Origin of the sequence: Streptomyces actinomycinicus, assembly GCF_016741775.1 — a bacterium.
Lineage (GTDB): Bacteria > Actinomycetota > Actinomycetes > Streptomycetales > Streptomycetaceae > Streptomyces > Streptomyces actinomycinicus.
This window is the reverse complement of the sequence record NZ_JAERRK010000006.1, coordinates 260,152-276,850: the sequence shown is the minus strand read 5'-3', so window position 1 is coordinate 276,850 and position 16,699 is coordinate 260,152. Positions and strand designations below refer to the sequence as shown.

Genomic DNA, 16,699 nt, shown 5'->3' with positions numbered 1-16,699 from the left:
GCCGGACTACAGCTCCTTGCGGTACGCCTCCGCGACCTTCAGGAAGATGTCGTTCGCCTCGGCCTCCCCGACCGTCACCCGCACACCCTCGCCCGGGAACGGCCGGATCACCACACCGTGGTCCTCACAGGCCTGTGCGAACGCGACCGTGCGCTCCCCCAGCCGCAGCCACACGAAGTTGGCCTGCGTCTCGGGCACCGTCCAGCCCTGGGCCCGCAGCGCGTCGACCACGCGCGTGCGCTCGCACACCAGCGAGCCGACGCGGCCCAGCAGTTCGTCCTCCGCCCGCAGCGACGCGATCGCCGCCTCCTGGGCGAGCTGGCTCACTCCGAACGGCACCGCCGTCTTGCGCAGCGCCGCCGCCACCGGCTCGTGAGCGATCGCGAAGCCGACACGCAGGCCTGCCAGCCCGTACGCCTTGGAGAAGGTCCGCAGGACACACACGTTGGGCCGCTTCCGGTACAGCTCGACACCGTCGGGCACCTCGGGGTCGCGGATGAACTCCCGGTAAGCCTCGTCCAGCACCACGAGCACATCGTCGGGCACCCGGTCGAGGAACTGCTCCAGCTCCGCCCGCCGCACCACCGTGCCGGTCGGGTTGTTGGGATTGCAGACGAAAATCAACCGCGTCCGGTCGGTGATCGCGTCCGCCATCGCGTCCAGGTCGTGCACATCACCGGGCGTGAGCGGCACCTGCACCGACCGGGCGCCACTGATCTGCGTGACGATCGGGTACGCCTCGAACGACCGCCAGGCGTAGATCACCTCGTCACCCGGTCCGCTGGTGGCCTGCACGAGCTGCTGCGCGATACCCACCGAGCCGGTACCGGTGGCCAGGTCGGCGAGCGGGACACCGAATCGGTCCGACAGCTCGGCGACCAGCCCGGTGCAGGCCAGATCCGGGTAGCGGTTGAAGTTGCCGGCCGCCGCGGTCACGGTCTCCAGCACACCGGGCAGCGGCGGGTACGGGTTCTCGTTCGAGGACAGCTTGTAGGCGACCGGTCCGCCGGCCGCGGCGGGCTTGCCCGGCTTGTAGGTGGGAATTCCCTCCAGCTCGGCGCGCAGCTTGGGGCTCGTCTCGCTCACCGCAGTCCTCCTCGCGACCACCGGCGGCCCGTCGACACCGCCGGCTTCCAATACTCCTCACCTTATGAGGATTCGGCTCCGCTGCGAACAGGTGCGGGACGGCAGGCCCCGGGAGGTGACCTCCTGAGCAGCTGGACCTCGTCCGTCCCACGGGCATCAGGGGCATCACTGTACGAAGGCGTACGTTTCAGGGGGCGCGCCGTACATATATCTATGCGCCGGTGGCTTGCGCCGTGGCGCGCATCCCTCGTGAAGGTGAGTTGAGACCTCTTCGAGACATCGGGCACTTGGCAGGTCCATACGCGTCGACAAGACACGTCTTATCCTCTGTCTCATCAACTGCCTTCTTTTCGAAGGAAGTTGATGGTCTATGACCATGCAGAAACGTGCCTGTCAATGCGTGCATATGCGTCCGCACTACCCCACCACATGAGCCCTACTATCGGCTCGCCATGACAGCAGCAGGGAAGCACCAGGTGAGCCGCGCGGAAACCTCACGTCGAGGAAGTCGGCCGGGCCGAGCGGGCATCAGAGATGTCGCCGCCGCAGCCGGGGTCTCCATCACGACCGTCTCCGACGCCCTCAACGGCAAGGGCCGGCTCCCGGACGCCACCCGGCGCCATGTCCGCGAGGTCGCCGACCGGCTGGGGTACCGCCCCTCGGCCGCCGCCCGCACCCTCCGTACCGGCAAGTCGGGTCTGATCGGCCTGACGGTGACGACGTACGGGGATGAACCTTTCACCTTCACCGAGTTCGCCTACTTCGCCGAGATGGCCCGGGCCGCCACCTCGGCCGCCCTCGCCCGCGGCTACGCCCTGGTCATCCTGCCCGCGACCTCCCGCCACGACGTCTGGTCCAACGTCGCCCTGGACGGCACGATCGTCATCGATCCCTCCGACCAGGATCCCGTGGTCAGCGAGCTGGTCCGGCAGGGCCTGCCGGTCGTCTCCGACGGCCGCCCGGCCGGGGCGCTGCCCGTCACCGCCTGGGTCGACAACGACCACGAGGCCGCCGTGCTCGACATCCTCGACCACCTCGCCGATGCCGGCGCCCGGCGGATCGGCCTGCTCACCGGCACCTCGACCGACACCTACACCCACCTGTCGACCTCTGCCTACCTGCACTGGTGCGAGCGGGTCGGGCAGGACCCCGTCTACGAGGCCTATCCGGCGCACGACCCCTGCGCCGGCGCCGTCGCCGCCGACCGGCTGCTCGCCCGGCCCGACCGGCCCGACGCCGTGTACGGCCTGTTCGACCCCAACGGCACCGACCTGCTCGCCGCCGCCCGCCGTTACGGACTGCGCGTACCGGAGGACCTGCTGCTGGTGTGCTGCAGCGAGTCGACGGTGTACGCCAGCACCGAGCCGCCCATCACCACGCTCTCGCTGAAGCCGCGCCGCATCGGTACCGCGGTCGTCCAGCTCCTCATCGACGCCATCGAGAACGTCGAGGCGGACCGGCCGGTCGAGCAGGTGATACCGACCGAGCTGATCGTGCGCACCTCCTCGCAGCGACGCCCGCCACGCACGACGGTCAGCCCGCCCCGGACACCGGACGAGAAGTAGCCCCGGCGCCCCGTGCCCCGTGCCCCGAGGGGGCTCGGGGCACGGGGCGTCCGGACGGGACGGGCGCCGTACACCGTCCCGCGCATCCATCGGCCGATGCAGGGCCCGGCCGGTGGGCGCCGGCGGTCAGCGCAGTGAAGGAACGGTCCGGCACGAGGCGGAAACAGTCCGGGCGACCGGTGACCGATGGGCCGGAAGATCGGCCGAGCGCGGATCCGGTCGGCCGATTGCGGGACCAACACCTGCCCAAATGGGGCGAAAGCCGCGGTGAACCAGAGCCTTGTTCCGATTCACCACCCCTGGGTCATCACACGGCGCGACGCGCATTCCTATGATGGGCCCACGACACCGCGGACCGCTGCGACCAGGCAGTCCGAAGCGGTGCAGATGCGGCGCAATGGTGGAGGGGTCTGATGACTCAGGGGGCCGGTCAGGGACCCGAGGTGGAGCGGACGGCGACGCTGCGCGACTTCCGGGTACCCGCGTACGTCCACGAGACCGGTCCGTATGTCAGTAGCGTCCACCCGGGCGATGTCGTACCGCCCGCCGAAGAGGCGTACCCCGAGGGCTACACCCCCACCCAGCGCGACCTGCCCGTCATCAACCGCGGTGACACCGTCCAGGTCCCCGTCGAACCGGCTCCCGCCCCTGCCGCCCCGGCCCCGCAGCCCGCGGCCGGCCCCGGACCGCTCTACGTCGTCGGTGACGTCCACGGCTACCTGGACGACCTGATGGCCGCCCTGCGGGAGCAGGGCCTGATCGACGCATCCGGCCAATGGTGCGCCGGCACGACCCGGCTGTGGTTCCTCGGCGACTTCACCGACCGTGGCCCGGACGGCATCGGCGTGATCGACCTGGTCATGCGGCTGTCCGCCGAGGCCGCCGCGGCGGGCGGCTACTGCAAGGCGCTCATGGGCAACCACGAGCTGCTCCTGCTCGGCGCCAAGCGGTTCGGCGACACCCCCGTCAACTCCGGCGCGGGCACCGCCACCTTCCAGGCGGCCTGGCTGCTCAACGGCGGCCAGAAGACCGACATGGACCGCCTCCAGGACCACCACCTGCAGTGGATGGCCCGCCTGGACGCCGTCGAGGAGGTCGACGGCTACTTGCTGATCCACTCCGACACCACGGCCTACCTCGACTACGGCGACTCGATCGAGGCGGTCAACGACACGGTCCGCGAGACCATCACCCGTAACGACGCCGACGAGGTCTGGGACCTGTTCCGGAAGTTCACCAAGCGCTTCTCCTTCCGTGACGAGGGTGGCGCCGACGCCGTGCGCTCCCTCCTCGATACGTACGGCGGCACCCGGGTCGTTCACGGCCACAGCCCCATTCCCTACCTGCTCGGCGAGGTCGGCTCCGAGGAGGGCGAGGAGAGCGCCGGTCCCGCCGTCGACGGTCCGCACGTCTACGCGGACGGGCTCGCCATCGCCATGGACGGCGGAGTGACCATGGCCGGAAAGCTACTGGTCCAGCAACTTCCCCTGGATGCCTGAGCGTTAAGCGGGCAGGCGTTCTCCGGCTGCGTACGCGCAGGCCGGAGCGCAATTTCCGGCAATCCCCTGTCACCGTGCGCCGTCACGGCTCTACCATCGGCTTATCCGTAGCAGGCTCCCCTCCGTTTCTGCCCGACGGCTCGCCGGCGTGCGAGCCCCAAGCCCTACGGAGCACCGGGGGATGCACATGAACAGCGTTCCGCAGTACCTGCAGAGCGAGGACCGCCAGGAATTCGAGCGGATCCTCGATGAGGCGCTGCGCTCCGCACCACACCGACCGGAACTGGCCGCTGTCGGACAGCGGCTCAACCCCGAGCAACTGCGCACCATGGCGCTCAACGCCAGCGCCCTGATCACGGAAGCCGCAGCGGCCGAGTACCAGTACTACGTCAGGCTCCGCGACGAACTGCGCCATCCGGCGCTGTCCGTCCCGTCGGCCACCACCGACAACTCATCCGCCGTGGAACCCGGTTCACCCGCCCAGGCCGTGGCCACGACCATCGACGAGGCCGCCGAAAGCACCGGGGCGGGCGCCGTCGCGGTCATCGCCGTCCTCGCACCCCTCCTGTCCGGAACCGCAGCGGTCCTCTTCCTGCTCGTCGGCTACATCCTGAAGATGCTGGACCCGGGCCAGACCTTCGCCCGGACCATGCTCACCACCGGCTGGGTGTTCGGTGGCCTGACCGCACTGACGATCCTCGTCGCCGCCGTCGGGCTGCTGCTCACCGCATTGCGCAACAGCACCTCGGCGGACGCCCGCGCCCACGACACCGCGCACCAGGAACTGGACAGGGCCAGAGAGGCCTGGCGGGAGGCTCTGCTGGAGCGCGGCATCCTGCCCTTCCTGTGCGAGGCACTCGCCGAGCCGGGCCAGGCCGCCGTGCCCCACACGGCACCACCCGCCCAGACCGGCCGCATGCCCCGCCTCGGCTACGGCCGCCCCGGCTTCAGCAGCCCCGAGGACGGCACCGGGTCCGGCCGCCCGAGCTTCACCAGTCCCGACTACACGAGCCCGGACTTCGGCGGCCCGGAGCACCAGCCCGAATAACCCCGGCCCGCAGGGGCCCCGCCTCGCGCCCACGCACGGCGTGAGCCCGCCGCACCAGCCGCCCGTCGACGGACCGGCCGGAGCGGCGAGTTCACCGTGCGTGCGTTCACCGTGCGGGTGTCACTCGGCGATCGGCAGATACACCCGGTTGCCGGCCGCCGCGAACTCCTGCGACTTCTGTGCCATGCCCTCCTCGATCTCGGCCCGGCTGCCACCGTGCTCGCGCCGGATGTCCTGCGAGATCTTCATGCTGCAGAACTTCGGCCCGCACATGGAGCAGAAGTGGGCCGTCTTGGCGGGCTCGGCCGGCAGGGTCTCGTCGTGGAACTCACGAGCCGTGTCCGGGTCCAGAGCGAGGTTGAACTGGTCCTCCCACCGGAACTCGAAGCGCGCGTCCGACAGCGCGTCGTCCCACTCCTGAGCACCCGGGTGCCCCTTGGCGAGGTCCGCCGCATGCGCGGCGATCTTGTAGGTGATGACGCCGGTCTTGACGTCGTCCCGGTTGGGCAGGCCCAGGTGCTCCTTCGGCGTGACGTAGCAGAGCATCGCCGTGCCCCACCAGGCGATCATCGCAGCGCCGATACCGGAGGTGATGTGGTCGTACGCCGGCGCGATGTCGGTGGTCAGCGGGCCGAGCGTATAGAACGGAGCTTCATCACAGATCTCCTGCTGAAGGTCGATGTTCTCCTTGATCTTGTGCATCGGGACGTGACCGGGGCCCTCGATCATCGTCTGTACATGGAAACGCTTGGCGATCCGGTTGAGTTCCCCGAGCGTCTTCAACTCGGCGAACTGTGCCTCGTCGTTGGCGTCCGCGATCGACCCCGGCCGCAGGCCGTCGCCCAGCGAGTACGTGACGTCGTAGGCCGCAAGGATCTCGCACAACTCTTCGAAGTTCTCGTAGAGGAACGATTCCTTGTGGTGCGCCAGGCACCACGCCGCCATGATCGAGCCGCCGCGCGAGACGATGCCGGTCTTGCGGTTGGCCGTGAGCGGGACGTACGGCAGCCGGACGCCGGCGTGGACGGTCATGTAGTCCACGCCCTGCTCGGCCTGCTCGATGACGGTGTCCTTGTAGATCTCCCAGGTCAGTTCCTCGGCCTTGCCGTCGACCTTTTCGAGCGCCTGGTAGAGCGGCACGGTGCCGATGGGAACGGGGGAGTTGCGCAGCACCCACTCGCGGGTGGTGTGGATGTTGCGGCCGGTGGAGAGGTCCATGACCGTGTCGGCACCCCAGCGGGTCGCCCAGGTCATCTTCTCGACCTCCTCCTCGATGGAGGAGGTCACCGCGGAGTTGCCGATGTTGGCGTTCACCTTCACCAGGAACCGCTTGCCGATGATCATCGGCTCGATCTCCGGGTGATTGACGTTGGCCGGCAGCACCGCCCGGCCCGCCGCGATCTCCTCGCGGACCACCTCGGGAGAAACGTTCTCCCTGATGGCCACGTACTCCATCTCCGGGGTGACCTCACCCCGGCGCGCGTACGCCAGCTGTGTGACCGCCTGGCCGCTGCGGCCCCGCCGCGGCTGCCGCGGGCGTCCGGGGAAGACCGCGTCCAGGTTGCGCAGCCCGCCACGCGGCGAGGTGTGCTTGATCCCGTCGTCCTCCGGACGGACGGGACGACCCGCGTACTCCTCGGTGTCGCCACGGCCGATGATCCAGTTCTCCCGCAGCGGTTGCAGACCCCTGCGGACGTCCGTATCGACGAGTGGATCGGTGTACGGGCCCGACGTGTCGTACAGCGTGACCGACTGCCCGTTGGTGAGGTGCACCTGACGGACCGGCACCCGCAGGTCGGAGCGCGAGCCCTCGACGTACGCCTTGTGCCAGCCGATGGACTTCCCGGCCTCCTGGGACGTGTCGTCCTGAACGGAGGCAGGCGTGCGTGCGTCCTTGTTGGTCATGAGACCTACTCCCTACGCCGGCATTACCCGGTAACAGGTTCGGCGGTCGACGCAGCGGCTTCCGTCTGTCGACGTCTCGTGTGGAACACCGCTTGTTCCACGTGAAACATCGCGTCTACGGAGGTCAGCGCCCTCTCAGCCCGGTGCTCCGAGCTCCCGCGTGTGCAAAGGTGCCTCCACGCTAGCGTCATGTGTGGCGTGCTGAACAGTGGGCCCCCACCGTTCTTGCGATGATCTGGCGGTGACCAGGATGGAGCAGTACTCCCACCAGCCGCCCGAGCCGGACCGACGGGAGGCCACCGCACAGGGCACCGGGCATGACCACGCAACCGGTGGCGGGAGCCTCCACGGCCGGCCGCACAGCCACGGCCACTCGCACAGCCATGGCCCGGCCACGCCCGTGTCCAAGCACCTGCGCAAGGTCATCGCGGCCGTCCTGGTGCCGTTCACCGCCGCAGTGATCGTCGGCCTCGTGGTGCTCTGGCCCGGAGGAGCCCCGTCGCACAAGCCCACCGGCGTCGGCTTCGACCGGCAGACCCAGCAGGCCACGGTCACCCGGGTCGTCGAGGTCAGCTGCAAGTCGGTGAACGCGTCCGGCAGCAGCCCCGCCGCGACCGAGGGCACCCCCGCAGCACAGGAGGCCGGCGGGACCTGCAAGAAGGCGACCGTCCGGGTGGACACCGGCAAGGACGCGGACCGTACGTTCACCGAGATCGTGCAGCCGGACCAGTCGCGCCAGCTCCACGAGGGCGACAAGGTCGTGGTCGCCTACGAGCCCGCGGCACCGAAGGAACTGCAGTACTCGGTGACTGATGTGAACCGGAAGTTCCCCATGGCGCTGCTCGCGGGGATCTTCGCCGTCGCTGTCGTGGTGGTGGGCCGGCTGCGCGGTGTCATGGCACTCGTCGCTCTGGCCGTGAGCTTCCTGGTACTGACCCTGTTCATCCTGCCCGCCATCCTGCAGGGTTCGAACCCGCTGGTCGTGGCCGTGGTGGGGTCGAGCGCCATCATGCTGATCGCCCTGTACATGTGCCACGGCCTGTCAGCCCGCACCTCGGTGGCGGTGCTCGGCACGCTGATCTCGCTGTCCCTCATCGGTGTGCTCGGCTCGCTGTTCATCGGCTGGGCCGCCCTCACCGGCAACACGGACGACAACACCGGTCTGATCCACGGGCTGTATCCGTCGATCGACATGAGCGGCCTGCTGCTGGCCGGCGTCATCATCGGTTCGCTCGGCGTGCTGGACGACGTGACGGTGACGCAGACCTCGGCCGTCTGGGAACTGCACGAGGCCAACCCGGCGATGGGCTGGCGCGGGCTGTACCGGGCGGCCATCCGCATCGGTCGCGACCACATCGCCTCCGTGGTCAACACCCTCGTGCTCGCGTACGCCGGAGCCGCGCTGCCCCTGCTGCTGCTGTTCTCCATCGCGCAGAGCAGTGTGGGTACCGTGGCCAACAGCGAACTGGTGGCCGAGGAGATCGTGCGCACCCTGGTGGGTTCCATCGGTCTCGTCGCCTCGGTCCCGGTCACCACCGTGCTGGCCGCACTGGTGGTGTCCGCCGACCGGACCGGCCCCGGGGGCCCCGCGACGGCAGGGGCCCGGACGGTACCGGCGCGTGGCGGCCGGGGGCGGCGCCGGAAGCGGTGATCCCGGAGGCCGATCGCCGACCGCCAGCCGCAGAAGCGTTACTGCAGGTTTCGCCGGGATCCTGCGGAGCACCGGGGGTCCCCTGCCGTAACGCTTCAGCCGGCGCTCTGTTCCTCGGCCAGGATGCGGTCCAGGGCCTCGTCGAGATGAGCGTCGAAATCGGCCAGCGCACCCTCCTGCCCGAGCGGCACGAGTTTGTCCGTCCGGTCGAGAAAGGCAACGAGCGGCGGCGCCGAGGAGCGGAACAGCGCCTGATCGGAACCGACCTGAAGCCGGATCAGCACCTCGCCCAACACCTCGGAATCGACGGGAGAGATGTGCACATCACCCTCCCCGCACGGCCGGCCGACCCCGTCGATCAACAGTTCCCGCCCGAAGGCCCAGGTGACCGGGGCATCGCCGGGCAAATGAAAAGTGAGTCGTACGGCATAAGGATCATAGGTCTCGTAACGCAACTCCACGGGAATGCGGAAGGAGAGCTCCTCCGATACGAGAAAGCTCATCAGGACTTCTGCTTGTACGGACTCGCGCATCGCCTATACCCCGTCATATGACGTCGACTGGCCGGGTTTGATCCTCTAAACCGCGGTCAAATCTTGCTGAACGTACACGACAGATCACAAGGAGTAAGTTTTCAGATACTGATAGAGAGCGCGAGCGAGCCCAGATGCCGCCCGATCTCGGTCTGCAGCCGGTGCGCCGCGGGCAACAGCCGGTCGGCGTGCTGAGCGGGGAGGGAGATGGCCATGGTGGCCGCGGTCGTGCCGACCGTGATCGGGACTGCCGCGCAGACCGACCCCAGGGCGTACTCCTGCCGCTCCACCACCGGTTCCATGCGCCGCAGCCGGGACAGCCGGCGCAGCAGCGCGTCGTTGTCCCGCACGGTGTACGACGTCAGGGGCTGCACGGGATAGCGGGTCAGGTGGTCGCGCCGGGCGTCCTCGTCCAACTGGGAGAGCAGGCACTGCCCGATGGCGTGCGCGTGGCCGGTCTCACGGAAGTCGGCCCACTCCTCGACGGCGGGCACCTCGCGGGAGTCGGAGACACACATGACCTCGATCTCCCCGTCCCGGTACACCGCGTAGTACATCGGCACACCGATGGAATCGCGCCAGTGCGCGAGCGTGTCCGCCACCATGCTGCGACGTTTCTGCTGCACTCCGCTGCCGGCGAGCCGCGCCGCCGCGTCGCCCAGGAAGAACAGCCCTTTCTCGCGCTGCAGATAGCCCTCGTGCACGAGGGTGCGCAGCAGGTGGTACGCCGTGGGCAGGGCGAGACGGGTCTCGCGGGCGAGCTGTTTGGCGGGAGCGCCGTAGGGATGGGCGGCGACGGCCTCCAGCAGGCGCATGGCGCGCTGGACGGATCCGATGAGTGTCGCGGTGGCCGGTGGGCCCGGGGCGTCCTCCGCACGCGTCTGCCCGGGGACGACCGCGAGAGGAGCCGGAGGCTGGCCGGGTGGTGCGCAGGAGCGCGGAGCGGTGGGGGGTGCGTGGGGTTCTGCCGGTGCGGTGTCAACCGAGGCCAAGGGGTCACTCCCGAAGCGCGAGGGGGCAGCCCGTGCGGACGAAGAGCACGGAGGGGGGTCTGCGCCGCCCACGGGGCCGGATCCCGTGGGGAGTTCCGGACTTTAACCGTCCCTCACTCCGCGCAGACGGCTCCCGCCGAAACTTCCCTCGCCCGAGGGAATCGGTGGTCCCCTCACCGGTCACCGGTCCCCCGTACGCCTCACCAGTCGCTGCGTGACGAGGAGTTCCCCGTGAACTTGCGCACGACGTAGATCAGTCCGCCGACCAGGGCGACGAAGACGAGCACCTTGAACAGCAGGCTGATCACGAGCCCGACCACATGCGCTATGAGGCCGCCGAACACGACCAGGGCGATGACCGGCACCGCGACCCACTTCACCCACCACGGCAGCCCCGCGAAGATCTCTCGCATGCCCTCGTCCTTTGCGTTCTCGTGCGTTGTCGATGTTGTCTGCACTCGATGCTAGGGCCGCGCGGGGGGCCGGCGGGGGCCGCGCGGCCCTTGTCCTCCCCTGACCCGTCCCCTAGGGACTCCAGGGTCGCGGGGTCACGCCTCAGGTGGAGAGAACACCACGAGCACCCTGAGGTCCTCGCTGATGTGGTGGAACTTGTGCGGGACCCCGGCCGGCACGTACACGACGCTTCCCCGTGCCACCTGGGTCGTCTCCTGGCCGACCGTGATCGACGCCCGGCCGCTGACGACGAAGTACACCTCGTCCTGGCTGTGCGGCTTCTGCGGGTCGTGCTCCCCCGCGTTGAGGGCGTAGAGGCCGACCGACATGTTCCGCTCGCGCAGGAACTGCAGGTAGGCGCCCTCGTTGGCGGTGCGCTCCGCCTCCAGTTCGTCCAGCCGGAATGCCTTCATCGCCGCTGCCGCCCTCGCCTCACTGCTTCTGGTTGCTCTGCCACTGCTCGCCGTCCCTCAGGTCTGCCACGATCAGACACATGAAGAATTTCGTAGTCAAGACGATCGCCAACGCGGGCGCCCTCGCGGTCGCAGTGTGGCTGCTCGACAAGATCACCCTGACGGGTGACAGCACCGCGAAGAAGACCGGCACGCTGATCGTCGTCGCGCTGATCTTCGGCCTGGTGAACTGGCTGGTCAAGCCGATCGTGCAGGTGCTCACCTTCCCGCTGTTCATCCTGACCCTGGGCCTGATCACCCTGGTCGTCAATGCGCTGATGCTGCTCCTTACCTCCTGGGTGTGCGGGAAGCTCGACCTGAGCTTCCACGTGGAGGGCTTCTGGACGGCTGTCCTCGGCGGCCTGATCGTGTCCGTCGTCTCCTGGGCGCTGCACGTCGTCCTGCCCGACGAGGACTGAGCACGCCATGCCCTACCGCGTCTGTTTCGTGTGCACCGGCAACATCTGCCGCTCCCCGATGGCCGAGGCCGTCTTCCGCGCGCGCGTGGCGGAGGCCGGCCTGGAGGGCCGGGTGGTGGCCGACAGCGCCGGCACCGGCGGCTGGCACGAGGGCGAGCACGCCGACCCGCGCGCCGTCTCGGTCCTGGGGGAGCACGGCTACGACAGCGAGCACGTCGCGCGCCGGTTCGAGCCGTCGTGGTTCGCCCGGCTCGACCTCGTGATCGCGCTCGACGCAGGCCACCTCAAGGCCCTGCGCCGCCTCGCGCCCACCGAGAAGGACGCGCGCAAGATACGCCTGCTCCGCTCCTTCGACCCCGCCGGCGACGACGACCTCGACGTACCGGACCCCTACTACGGGGGCCGGGACGACTTCGAGGAGTGTCTTGAGATGGTGGAGGCGGCGAGCACCGGTCTGCTCGCCGCCGTACGGGAAGAACTGGAGGGACGTGCCGCATGAGCGAGACCACGAAGGACGAGGGCCGCACCGGCGACGGCACGCGCGCGGTGCGGGCGGGACTTCCCGAGCCGGTCAAGCACGAGCCCACCCTGCCCGGACCGGTGTTCGCGGCGCACTTCCATCTGCCCGGCGAGGTGACGGGGCCGTACGCGTACGGCCGTGACGACAACCCGACCTGGACGCTGCTGGAACGTGCCGTCGGCGAGCTGGAGGCGCCCGGCCGGGAGGACGTCGAGACGCTGGTCTTCGCCTCCGGCATGGCGGCGATCTCCGCGGTGCTCTTCTCACAGCTGCGTGCCGGGGACGCGGTCGTGCTGCCGTCCGACGGCTACCAGGTGCTGCCGCTCGTCGGCGCCCAGCTGGAGGCGTACGGCATCGAGGTGCGCACCGCACCGACCGGTGGCGACGCCCAGCTGGAGATGCTCGACGGGGCCCGGCTGCTGTGGCTCGAGACCCCGTCGAACCCCGGGCTCGACGTGTGCGACATCCGGCGGCTGGCGGACGAGGCACACGCGCGTGGCGCCCTGGTGGCCGTCGACAACACCCTCGCGACCCCGCTCGGGCAGCGCCCCCTGGAGCTGGGCGCCGACTTCTCCGTGGCCAGTGGCACCAAACAGCTCACCGGGCACGGCGATGTCCTGCTGGGCTACGTCACCGGCCGGGACGCCGAGGCGATGGCCGCCGTACGACGCTGGCGGAAGATCGTCGGTGCGATCTCCGGGCCCATGGAGGCCTGGCTGGCGCACCGGTCCATCGCCACGCTCCAGCTCCGCGTGGACCGGCAGAGCGCCTCCGCGCTCGCCGTCGCCGAGGCCTTGCGGCAGCGGCCCGAGGTCTCCGGCCTGCGCTACCCGGGCCTGTCCGACGACCCCTCGCACAAGGTCGCCGCGCAGCAGATGCGCCGTTACGGCTGTGTCGTCTCCTTCACGCTGCCCACACGCGCGCGTGCCGAGCGTTTCCTCGAGGCGCTGCGCCTGGTGGAGGACGCGACCAGCTTCGGCGGGGTGCGCTCCACGGCCGAACGCCGCCGCCGCTGGGGCGGGGACGCGGTCCCCGAGGGCTTCATCCGGATGTCCGTCGGCGCGGAGGACCCCGAGGACCTGGTGGCCGACGTGCTGCGCGCGCTGGACGAGTCCGCCGGCTGACCGGAAGCACGACGGTCCGAGCCTCCCCCCTCGTGGCTCGGACCGTCTGCGGTTACGCGCGCGAACAACCGCGCGACCAAGGCTAGTTGACTCTGTGTCAGTGTCCAATCACAGTAGCGACAGAGACCTATCGACTTATTTATAGTTGGTGTCTGCCTCGGGGGCCGGAGGAGGGCAGAACAGGGGAGGCGTGTCATGGATCTGGCCCTGCTGCGGACCTTCGTCACCGTGCACCGGGCCGGCTCCTTCACCCGAGCCGCCGCGTTGCTCGGCCTCTCCCAGCCCGCCGTCACCTCACAGATCCGCACACTGGAGCGCCAGCTCGGCAGGCCCCTCTTCCTTAGGCAGGCCCGTGGGGTGACCCCGACGACCATCGGCGACGAACTGGCCCACAAGGCCGCACCCCATCTCGATGCCCTGATGGAGATAGCCGAGAGCGGCCTGGACGACGACTCCTCACTCCGGGCACTGCATCTCGCCGGGCCTCCGGAGTTCGTCGCCGAACGCGCTCTGCCCGCCCTCACCGAGCTGACCGGTGACGACGGCCAGGGAGGCGCGCTCCGGGCATCTTTCGGAACGGCGGAGGAAACCCTCGAAGGGCTGGCCTCCGGACACCACGATCTGGTCATCAGCACGGCCCGCCCTCGCGGGGGGCTGCTCACCTCCACTCCACTCTGCGACGAGGAGCATGTGCTGGTCGCCGCCCCGCGCTGGGCGGAGCAGATCGGGGTGGACGCGCTGCGGCTGAAGGGCGCACCGGCCCTGGAGAACCTGCCTGTCGTGGAGGTCCACGAGTCGTTGCCGTTCGTCTCGCGCTACTGGGCCTCCGTCTTCGACTCTCGCCCGGCCGCCTCGGGCACGGTCATCGTCCCCGACCTGCGAGCCGTGCTCTCGTGCACGATCGCGGGGGCCGGACTGGCGGTGCTGCCCCGCTACCTGTGCGCGCAGGCCCTCGACGACGGAACGGTCATCCCCCTGCACGAGCCGCCGATCCCGCCGCTGCGCACGTACTTCCTGGTGGTGCGCGCCGGCACCCTCGCGCTGCCTCACGTGGCACGGGCCCACGAGTGGCTCCTGCGCGCCGCCGCGGCCTGGTGCTGACACCGTTCGGCCGAGGTGGACACACTGCGTTCGTGTCAGGGTGGCATGCGATGTTTCACGTGGAACCAGCCGGGCCACATTTCTCCCATGACCGTCCGACCCGTGGTCAAGCGCACCGCCCGCGCCGTTCTCCTGGACGGCGACGACCTCATCCTGATCAAGCGCACCAAGCCCGGCGTCGATCCCTACTGGGTCACCCCCGGTGGCGGCGTCGAGCCCGGTGACTCGACCGTCGTGGACGCCCTTCACCGTGAGGTCTACGAGGAACTGGGCGCCAAGATCACCGATGTGGTGCCGTGTTTCGTGGACACCGTCGAACACATCGGTGAAGACGGCGGCGCGACCGGCGTAAAGGTCCAGCACTTCTTCGTGTGCCGGCTGGAATCCATGGACCCGGCCCTGCGGCACGGCCCCGAGGTGGAGGAGCCGGCCGGTGAGTACGAGATCGTCCGTATCCCGTTCACCCGTGTCGGCATCGCCTCCGTGCACCTCGTCCCGCTGTCCCTGCGCCACTACCTGGACGGCAACATCGAGGGAGTACGTGCCATGCACGCGCCCGACCTCGGATGAACACGGTCAGCCGGCGGCGAGCAGTTCGTCCACCGCGCCGTGCCGTATCCGGCCGGCTCTACCCGGCTCGTCCGACCAGTTCATAGGCGTCCCACAGGTCCCGGCCCGTGTACGAGTGGGTCGCGAGCCCAGCCAGGTGGGCATCGGCGTTGACCGCCACGGAGACCGGTACGACAGCAAACAGTTCCTTGTCCGACGACGAGTCGCCGTAGGCCACGCAGTCCGCCCGTGCCACGCCGAACTCCGCGCACAGCCGGTCGGCGATGGCCACCTTGGCCGCGGCGCTGAGCACCCCTGACGGGTCGACGGGCTCGGTGAACGGTACGGCGGGGAAGCGGGACCCGTGGGCCGCGTGAGCGCCCCAGTCAAGGAGGAGTTCCACGAAGAAGGAGGGCGAGAGGGACACCACCGCGCAGTAGTCGCCGGTGCTTCTGATCTCCGCCCAGACCTCCCGGATCCGGGCCAGCCAGGGAGCCGCCTCGAAGGCAGCCCGGACATGCGCCTCGGTCAGCTCCATCCAGAGGTCGTACACCTGCGCCGCGTATTCCGGCGGCCCGATCCGCCCTGCCGCGATCGCGCGGTCCAGCGCCACCGCTTCCGCCTCCAGGCCCAACTGGCGGGAAATCTCGACCGGCGCGGTGGTGCCGTGCAGCAAAGTACCGTCGAGATCGAAGAGATGAAGTCTGGGCATGGCCCGAGGCTAGTCGGCTGCCGTTGTTTCACGTGAAACACCCGGCAGCTTTCCAGTGGCTGTGCAGCCGGCTACGAGATGGCCAAAAGCACGTGCGTCTGCATCGAAACGGGTGGACGCCAGGGGTGCCGGTCGGACAGCCTGACCTGCGTGCCAACTCCTTCCCTCGCCGCTCTGCCCATCCGCCGCCTGACGCTTCGCGATCTCACCGCGTGCGCCGATCTGTCCGAAGACCGGGGGTGGCCACGCGAGGAACACAAGTGGGGGCTCCTCCTCGCAGCCGGGAAGGGCTTGGGCATCGACGACCCCGAGGGTGGTCTCGTCGCAGCGTGCGTGGTCACGGAGTACGGCTCATGGGGACGACCGGAACTCGGTGCCATCGGCATGGTGCTCGTGGCCAGGCGCCACGCCCGCCAGGGCGTCGGACGCCGCCTGATGCGCCATGTCGTGTCGTCCATGGGGACCATTCCGCTGACCCTTCATGCCACGCCCTACGGCCGTCCCCTGTACGAGGAGCTGGGCTTCAAGGTGACGGGCCGGGCGGAGATGCTGACGGGCCGCTTCACTCCGGGCGGGCCGGAATCCGGGGCGGTCACGCGTGCGGCCACCGCAGAGGACCTCCCGGCCATCCTGCGGCTCGACGAGGAAGTGTTCGGAGCCGACCGGACTCCTCTCATCACCCGGCTGCCGGCCTTCGCCGATCAGCTGCGGGTGGCTGAGGAGGACGGTCGGCTCATCGGGTACGCGGCCGCCTGGCCCAACATGGACACCCATGTCGTCGGCCCGCTGATCGCCCGGGACACCGAGACCGCCAAGGCGCTCATCGCCTCACTCGCGGCGCATACGGACCGTCCGCTGCGCACCGACATCGATGTGCGCCACGAGGAGCTGCTGACGTGGGCCAAGGCACGGGGGCTCGCTTCCGTGGCCTTCAACTCCGTCATGACGTACGGCATCACGGAGCTGCCAGGAGACTGGACCCGCCGGTTCGCGCCGCTGACGGTCGCCGCGGGCTGAGCCGTGTAAGGCGCGTGCAGGGCCCCGCCGCCGGAAGCGGCGGGGCCCTGTGTCATGAGGATCCGACGGTCTT

General features: G+C 69.5%; 17 protein-coding genes. 10 read left to right on the top strand and 7 right to left on the bottom strand.

What is annotated here, in order from left to right; all coding sequences use genetic code 11:
• Positions 1 to 6: 6 nt before the first annotated feature.
• Positions 7 to 1,086 carry a histidinol-phosphate transaminase gene (gene hisC / locus JK359_RS15125; protein WP_201835820.1) on the bottom strand — a complete coding sequence of 360 codons (1,080 nt, stop codon included), beginning with the start codon at positions 1,084 to 1,086 and terminating at the stop codon, positions 7 to 9.
• Positions 1,087 to 1,538: 452 nt separating this feature from the next.
• Between hisC and JK359_RS15120 the strand changes: the two genes are divergently transcribed.
• The 3 genes from JK359_RS15120 (at position 1,539) to JK359_RS15110 (ending at position 5,198) form a co-directional block, all read left to right on the top strand.
• Complete coding sequence (locus tag JK359_RS15120; RefSeq protein WP_201835818.1) at positions 1,539 to 2,651, top strand: LacI family DNA-binding transcriptional regulator; 1,113 nt, start codon at positions 1,539 to 1,541, stop codon at positions 2,649 to 2,651.
• A gap of 413 nt (positions 2,652 to 3,064) precedes the next feature.
• Entirely contained in the window at positions 3,065 to 4,150 is a 1,086-nt protein-coding gene (locus tag JK359_RS15115; protein ID WP_201835816.1) for a metallophosphoesterase, read from the top strand.
• A gap of 181 nt (positions 4,151 to 4,331) precedes the next feature.
• Positions 4,332 to 5,198 (top strand): hypothetical protein, encoded by an 867-nt coding sequence (locus tag JK359_RS15110; RefSeq protein ID WP_201835814.1) that lies wholly within the window; start codon positions 4,332 to 4,334, stop codon positions 5,196 to 5,198.
• Positions 5,199 to 5,318: 120 nt separating this feature from the next.
• Here JK359_RS15110 and thiC read toward each other — a convergent pair whose 3' ends face one another.
• The gene (thiC, locus tag JK359_RS15105; RefSeq protein ID WP_201835812.1) at positions 5,319 to 7,103 is read right to left on the bottom strand and encodes a phosphomethylpyrimidine synthase ThiC; all 1,785 of its coding nucleotides are present in this window, start codon (positions 7,101 to 7,103) and stop codon (positions 5,319 to 5,321) included.
• Between the two features lie 250 nt (positions 7,104 to 7,353).
• On the opposite strand from thiC, the gene JK359_RS15100 reads away from it, so the two are divergent.
• Positions 7,354 to 8,754 carry a YibE/F family protein gene (locus JK359_RS15100; RefSeq protein WP_201836046.1) on the top strand — a complete coding sequence of 467 codons (1,401 nt, stop codon included), beginning with the start codon at positions 7,354 to 7,356 and terminating at the stop codon, positions 8,752 to 8,754.
• A gap of 95 nt (positions 8,755 to 8,849) precedes the next feature.
• On the opposite strand, the gene JK359_RS15095 is transcribed toward JK359_RS15100, so the two are convergent.
• The 4 genes from JK359_RS15095 to JK359_RS15080 all read right to left on the bottom strand — a co-directional run bounded on the left by JK359_RS15095 (position 8,850) and on the right by JK359_RS15080 (position 11,145).
• Positions 8,850 to 9,287 (bottom strand): SsgA family sporulation/cell division regulator, encoded by a 438-nt coding sequence (locus JK359_RS15095; protein ID WP_201835809.1) that lies wholly within the window; start codon positions 9,285 to 9,287, stop codon positions 8,850 to 8,852.
• Positions 9,288 to 9,388: 101 nt separating this feature from the next.
• Positions 9,389 to 10,279, bottom strand: coding sequence for an IclR family transcriptional regulator (locus JK359_RS15090; protein WP_236677846.1), 891 nt, complete (start codon positions 10,277 to 10,279; stop codon positions 9,389 to 9,391).
• 200 nt (positions 10,280 to 10,479) lie between these two features.
• On the bottom strand, positions 10,480 to 10,692 hold the full coding sequence (locus JK359_RS15085) for a DUF5326 family protein (protein WP_201835805.1): 213 nt from the start codon (positions 10,690 to 10,692) through the stop codon (positions 10,480 to 10,482).
• Between the two features lie 135 nt (positions 10,693 to 10,827).
• Complete coding sequence (locus tag JK359_RS15080; protein ID WP_201835803.1) at positions 10,828 to 11,145, bottom strand: cupin domain-containing protein; 318 nt, start codon at positions 11,143 to 11,145, stop codon at positions 10,828 to 10,830.
• Between the two features lie 80 nt (positions 11,146 to 11,225).
• On the opposite strand from JK359_RS15080, the gene JK359_RS15075 reads away from it, so the two are divergent.
• From JK359_RS15075 to JK359_RS15055, 5 genes are all read left to right on the top strand, one after another.
• Positions 11,226 to 11,603, top strand: coding sequence for a phage holin family protein (locus JK359_RS15075; protein ID WP_201835801.1), 378 nt, complete (start codon positions 11,226 to 11,228; stop codon positions 11,601 to 11,603).
• A gap of 7 nt (positions 11,604 to 11,610) precedes the next feature.
• Positions 11,611 to 12,102, top strand: coding sequence for a low molecular weight protein-tyrosine-phosphatase (locus JK359_RS15070; protein WP_201835799.1), 492 nt, complete (start codon positions 11,611 to 11,613; stop codon positions 12,100 to 12,102).
• Positions 12,099 to 13,247, top strand: a complete 1,149-nt coding sequence (locus JK359_RS15065) for a cystathionine gamma-lyase (protein ID WP_201835797.1) — start codon at positions 12,099 to 12,101, stop codon at positions 13,245 to 13,247. Before JK359_RS15070 ends, JK359_RS15065 begins: the two co-directional genes overlap by 4 nt.
• Positions 13,248 to 13,442: 195 nt before the next feature.
• Entirely contained in the window at positions 13,443 to 14,348 is a 906-nt protein-coding gene (locus JK359_RS15060) for a LysR family transcriptional regulator (RefSeq protein WP_201835795.1), read from the top strand.
• Positions 14,349 to 14,435: 87 nt separating this feature from the next.
• Positions 14,436 to 14,918 (top strand): NUDIX domain-containing protein, encoded by a 483-nt coding sequence (locus tag JK359_RS15055; protein WP_201835793.1) that lies wholly within the window; start codon positions 14,436 to 14,438, stop codon positions 14,916 to 14,918.
• A gap of 58 nt (positions 14,919 to 14,976) precedes the next feature.
• Here JK359_RS15055 and JK359_RS15050 read toward each other — a convergent pair whose 3' ends face one another.
• Complete coding sequence (locus JK359_RS15050; RefSeq protein WP_201835791.1) at positions 14,977 to 15,609, bottom strand: HAD family hydrolase; 633 nt, start codon at positions 15,607 to 15,609, stop codon at positions 14,977 to 14,979.
• 150 nt (positions 15,610 to 15,759) lie between these two features.
• Between JK359_RS15050 and JK359_RS15045 the strand changes: the two genes are divergently transcribed.
• Complete coding sequence (locus tag JK359_RS15045; protein ID WP_201835789.1) at positions 15,760 to 16,626, top strand: GNAT family N-acetyltransferase; 867 nt, start codon at positions 15,760 to 15,762, stop codon at positions 16,624 to 16,626.
• Positions 16,627 to 16,699 lie beyond the last annotated feature (73 nt).

Bases quoted from the DNA above. Each gene is read 5' to 3' on its own strand.
- JK359_RS15085 (WP_201835805.1), bottom strand. From the start codon at position 10,692: ATGCGAGAGATCTTCGCGGGGCTGCCGTGGTGGGTGAAGTGGGTCGCG.
- thiC (WP_201835812.1), bottom strand. From the start codon at position 7,103: ATGACCAACAAGGACGCACGCACGCCTGCCTCCGTTCAGGACGACACG.
- JK359_RS15120 (WP_201835818.1), top strand. From the start codon at position 1,539: ATGACAGCAGCAGGGAAGCACCAGGTGAGCCGCGCGGAAACCTCACGT.
- JK359_RS15070 (WP_201835799.1), top strand. From the start codon at position 11,611: ATGCCCTACCGCGTCTGTTTCGTGTGCACCGGCAACATCTGCCGCTCC.
- JK359_RS15050 (WP_201835791.1), bottom strand. From the start codon at position 15,609: ATGCCCAGACTTCATCTCTTCGATCTCGACGGTACTTTGCTGCACGGC.
- JK359_RS15095 (WP_201835809.1), bottom strand. From the start codon at position 9,287: ATGCGCGAGTCCGTACAAGCAGAAGTCCTGATGAGCTTTCTCGTATCG.
- JK359_RS15060 (WP_201835795.1), top strand. From the start codon at position 13,443: ATGGATCTGGCCCTGCTGCGGACCTTCGTCACCGTGCACCGGGCCGGC.
- JK359_RS15115 (WP_201835816.1), top strand. From the start codon at position 3,065: ATGACTCAGGGGGCCGGTCAGGGACCCGAGGTGGAGCGGACGGCGACG.
- JK359_RS15075 (WP_201835801.1), top strand. From the start codon at position 11,226: ATGAAGAATTTCGTAGTCAAGACGATCGCCAACGCGGGCGCCCTCGCG.
- JK359_RS15110 (WP_201835814.1), top strand. From the start codon at position 4,332: ATGCACATGAACAGCGTTCCGCAGTACCTGCAGAGCGAGGACCGCCAG.
- JK359_RS15055 (WP_201835793.1), top strand. From the start codon at position 14,436: ATGACCGTCCGACCCGTGGTCAAGCGCACCGCCCGCGCCGTTCTCCTG.
- JK359_RS15080 (WP_201835803.1), bottom strand. From the start codon at position 11,145: ATGAAGGCATTCCGGCTGGACGAACTGGAGGCGGAGCGCACCGCCAAC.
- JK359_RS15100 (WP_201836046.1), top strand. From the start codon at position 7,354: ATGGAGCAGTACTCCCACCAGCCGCCCGAGCCGGACCGACGGGAGGCC.
- JK359_RS15065 (WP_201835797.1), top strand. From the start codon at position 12,099: ATGAGCGAGACCACGAAGGACGAGGGCCGCACCGGCGACGGCACGCGC.